The sequence below is a fragment of the Lactobacillus rodentium genome (assembly GCF_003423665.1).
Classification (GTDB): domain Bacteria; phylum Bacillota; class Bacilli; order Lactobacillales; family Lactobacillaceae; genus Lactobacillus; species Lactobacillus rodentium.
Map to the genome: position 1 here is coordinate 1 of NZ_BFBY01000020.1, position 3,949 is coordinate 3,949.

The 3,949-nt window shown below is 36.5% G+C and carries 4 protein-coding genes, 1 tRNA gene and 1 rRNA gene; all 6 read right to left on the reverse strand.

The genetic code is table 11. From position 1 onward, the window contains the following. Positions 1–207 precede the first annotated feature (207 nt). Positions 208–573, reverse strand: coding sequence for a DUF956 family protein (locus LrDSM24759_RS07475; RefSeq protein WP_117118838.1), 366 nt, complete (start codon positions 571–573; stop codon positions 208–210). 57 nt (positions 574–630) lie between these two features. Then, a complete protein-coding gene (locus LrDSM24759_RS07480) occupies positions 631–1,563 on the reverse strand; it encodes a PTS system mannose/fructose/sorbose family transporter subunit IID (RefSeq protein WP_117118839.1) in 933 nt (310 codons plus the stop codon). Positions 1,564–1,579: 16 nt separating this feature from the next. Further along, positions 1,580–2,401, reverse strand: coding sequence for a PTS mannose/fructose/sorbose transporter subunit IIC (locus LrDSM24759_RS07485; RefSeq protein WP_117118840.1), 822 nt, complete (start codon positions 2,399–2,401; stop codon positions 1,580–1,582). 25 nt (positions 2,402–2,426) lie between these two features. Beyond that, the gene (locus LrDSM24759_RS07490) at positions 2,427–3,449 is read right to left on the reverse strand and encodes a PTS sugar transporter subunit IIB (protein WP_117118841.1); all 1,023 of its coding nucleotides are present in this window, start codon (positions 3,447–3,449) and stop codon (positions 2,427–2,429) included. A 251-nt stretch (positions 3,450–3,700) separates the two neighbouring features. Beyond that, positions 3,701–3,773 (reverse strand) — tRNA-Asn (locus tag LrDSM24759_RS07495). Between the two features lie 13 nt (positions 3,774–3,786). Beyond that, positions 3,787–3,903, reverse strand: a 5S ribosomal RNA gene (gene rrf, locus LrDSM24759_RS07500). Positions 3,904–3,949: the final 46 nt, after the last annotated feature.

The window sequence follows — 3,949 nt, forward strand, 5'->3', positions numbered from 1 at the left end:
CCATAATGATCTATTAATTTAAGCAGATAACGGATATTAGTTGAATTAACTCCATATTTTTTACTTAACCATGTAGAAGATTTTCCATAATTTTTCCAATAATTATAAATATTAATTTTATCTCGCTTTGTTAATTTAGACATAATAAAACCCCGAAATTCTTGTCCGAATTTCGGGGTTCATATCACAAATCTAAAGTCCTTTTTATTATTTCTTACGAAAAATATTTCTTTTTACTTTTTGCCATGCACTTAATGCACGTCGCATATGATCTTTTGGTACATGTTTACTCATAGCTGCCAATGTATGCTTAGGATGACGAGCAGCTAAAACAAAGTCTGCATTTGATTTTGTACATACTTTAAAACGAGGAATATATTTACCACCAAAATAAACATCTGCAATTACATAAGTGATTTCATTCCAAGGGATTTGAAGATAATCATTTTTATTACTATCACTATAAAATTCGAATCCTTTATCCCCAACCATGATTTGACCATAAGTTGGCATGCCGCGAAACCATGTCGCTTTATCTACATATTCCGCCTTTGTGTTTAGAGATTGTACCATTTTTATTCCTTTACTCTATCTATAAAAAAAGAGGCCTTTCAGACCCCTTTTTATTAATTACATAAGGTGAAGTACGTGGCAAACAATACCTAAGATAAAGATACCAATAATAATGATAATTGGTGAAACTTTCTTCTTTAATAACCACATACATAAGAATGTAAGGAGTAAAGCTACTAAACCAGGAATTAATTGATCTAAGTTTTGTTGAAGGGTAACTTCCTTAACACTACTTAAAGCTTTACCATCACCATTTAGGCCATTAACATTCCATTCTGCTAAAGCTTGTTGGATACCAGCTTTACCACTTGGAAGTGAATTCCAATCAATGTAGGCACCCTTTTGAAGTTTAGTTCTTGAAATAACTGGTGTAAATTTAATTGTTACCCAACGCTCAATTAAGGCACCGATAACAAACATACCCATCATTGAAGCGCCACGAGTAATCTTTTGTAACATACCACCTGAAGCATCTTCAGTAATCTTAGCACCAGCTTTGTATCCCAACTCTTGTGTATACCACAAGAAAGCCATACGAATAATATTCCATAATACAAAGAATAGGATAGGGCCAAGAATATTACCACTCATGGCAATTGAAGCACCTAAAGCACCAATAATAGGACGTACAGTAAACCAGAAGACTGGGTCACCAACACCAGCTAAAGGTCCCATCATACCAACCTTAACACCAGAAATTGCAGTGTTATCAACCTTGGCACCATTAGCCTTATCTTCTTCTAATGCAAGAGATACCCCAAGGATTGGAGAAGTCATATATGGGTGACAGTTAAAGAATTCTAGATGTCTCTTTAAAGCTGCAGACATATCTTCTTTTTTAGGATATAACTTCTTAAGAGCTGGAATCATACTGTAAGCAAAACCACCGTTTTGCATTCTTTCATAGTTCCATGAACCTTGAATGAAAGTAGAACGCCACCAAACTTTTAAGCGATCCGCTTTACTTAATGTATATTTCTTATCTGACATGTAAGCTCCTCCTTTCCTATTCGTAATCCTCAATAATATCGCCTAATGGATCTCCAGAACCTGAACCATCTGCGCTACCACCATTATTGTTATTACCCTTTGATCCTTCAAGAGCAAGATACATAAGAGCCATAGCAACACCAATTGCACCAAGGGCAATTAACGTTAATTCGTGTAAGGCTGCTAATGCAAAACCAATGATGAAGAATGGCCAAACTTCTTTATTAGCCATCATGTTGATAACCATTGCATAACCAACAGCTACAACCATACCACCACCGATAGTCATACCATCAGTCAACCATGCTGGCATTGATTGTAATCCTTGACGAACTAGATCAGCTGGGATAACTAGTAGTAAACCAGCTGGAATAGCAATACGCAAACCTTGTAAACCTACAGCAAGCATTTGCCACAAATCAATAGCTCTCCAGTTACCTTCTTTAGCCTTAGCATCCATAATGTGAACAATAGCAACTGAAATGGTACGAACAAGCATAGTCAAGAATAAACCAGCAACTGCCAATGGAATAGCAATACCTAAAGCAGTACCGATACCCTTTTGTCCTTGTCCACCTTGTACCAAAATAATTGCTGAAGCAACAGAAGCTAACGCAACATCAGGAGCAACTGCAGCACCAATATTAGCCCAACCTAAGGCAATCATTTGTAAAGAACCGCCAAGAATAATACATGCAGTTAAATTATTACCACCCATAATTAAACCAATTAAGGTACATGCGACTAATGGTTGGTGGAATTGGAATTCATCAAGAATTCCTCCCATACCTGCAAAGAAGGCGACTACTATTACAAGAATCATTTGAATAGCATTCATTTATAATATCCTCCGAAATTAATTGTTATTTATTTTTTTGTTCATCTACTAAACTTTGAGCTCTCTTTAATAAGTTATCCATATTCTCAGCTCCGTCTGAAGGAACTTTACGAACATCAAACTTAACGCCCAGTTTTTCAAGCTCTTTATATGTATCAATATCTTTTTGATCCATGGCAAGAACTTTATTAACATTAACCTTACCATCGCTATAAGCCATTGAACCAATATTAAGGGTCTTAATATCCATACCACCCTCAATTGCTCTAAGTGCATCTTCTGGATTTTCAAATAGGATCAATGCATGAGTATCACCAAATCTTGGATCTTTTGAAATTTCAATTGCCTTTTTAATAGGAATAACATGAGCATGAACACCTGCCGGTGCAGCTTCTTTAATCATGCTCTTTCGTAACTTATCATGTGCAACATTATCTGAAACTACAATGATACGATCTGGATTAGTTGCTTTTGTCCAACCAGTGGCAACTTGTCCATGAAGTAAACGAGAGTCAATACGTGCTAAAACGTATTTAATGTGTCCATCTCCAAGAACTGTTCCTTCTGGAATAGAACCATTCTTAGCAGCCTTGGCAACTTCATCATCACCAGATTTAGTTGTAGTAGAACTAGTTTCTTCCTTAGGCATTAAGGATTCAGGTTGTGTTTTAATTCCATCACGTCCAGGCTTTACAATTGCACTGGCAATGTTATGGGCATTATCACTCGCAAGTCTTTGACCTAAAGCTTCAATTACCATCGGTAAATTCATACCAGAAACAATTGCCCAAGTATCTTCATGTTCTTTTACCAAGTTGTTTGCTTGATTAAATGGAGTTCCGCCCCATAAATCAACGATAAACAAAACTTGATCTTGATTTTCGAAAGATCCTACTGCATCTTCCATCTTTTTTCTGATGTCATCTGGCCCTTCATCCGGTTTCAAAATGACATGAGCCAGATTCTCTTGCTTACCAAAAATCATTTCAGCGGATTGAAAGATTCCATCTGCAAATCCGCCATGACTGGCAAGTATAATTCCAACCATAAAAATCCTCCCTCATAAGAATTTAAAAATGATAGCGTTTTCTTGTTATTTAAAAATAAAAGCCTGATTCTTTCACCAGGCATAATAAGTGCCGCTATTTAGCCTTGTTATGTTTTTAACAAACAAAACTTAACTAATAAAAGTATATCAAAAACTCTAAGCTAAAGAAAGCGTTCTCTTAATTTATTTTAAAAATAAACAAAAAAAGAGGAAGAACATTTTGTTCTTCCTCTTTCGCTTCTTCTGCCTTACTCCGGCTGTCAGACTCGAACTGACGACAACCTGATTAACAGTCAGGTGCTCTACCAACTGAGCTAAGCCGGAATATTAAAAAAGAGCACGGCAACTTCCTATCCTCGCAGGCAGTTTCCCACCAACTACTTTCGGCGTGGAGAAGCTTAACTTCTGTGTTCGGCATGGGAACAGGTGTATCCTTCTCGCTTTCGCCACCGTACTCTTTTGAGCTTTTACACTCAAAACTAAATATAATCTCTCGCAAA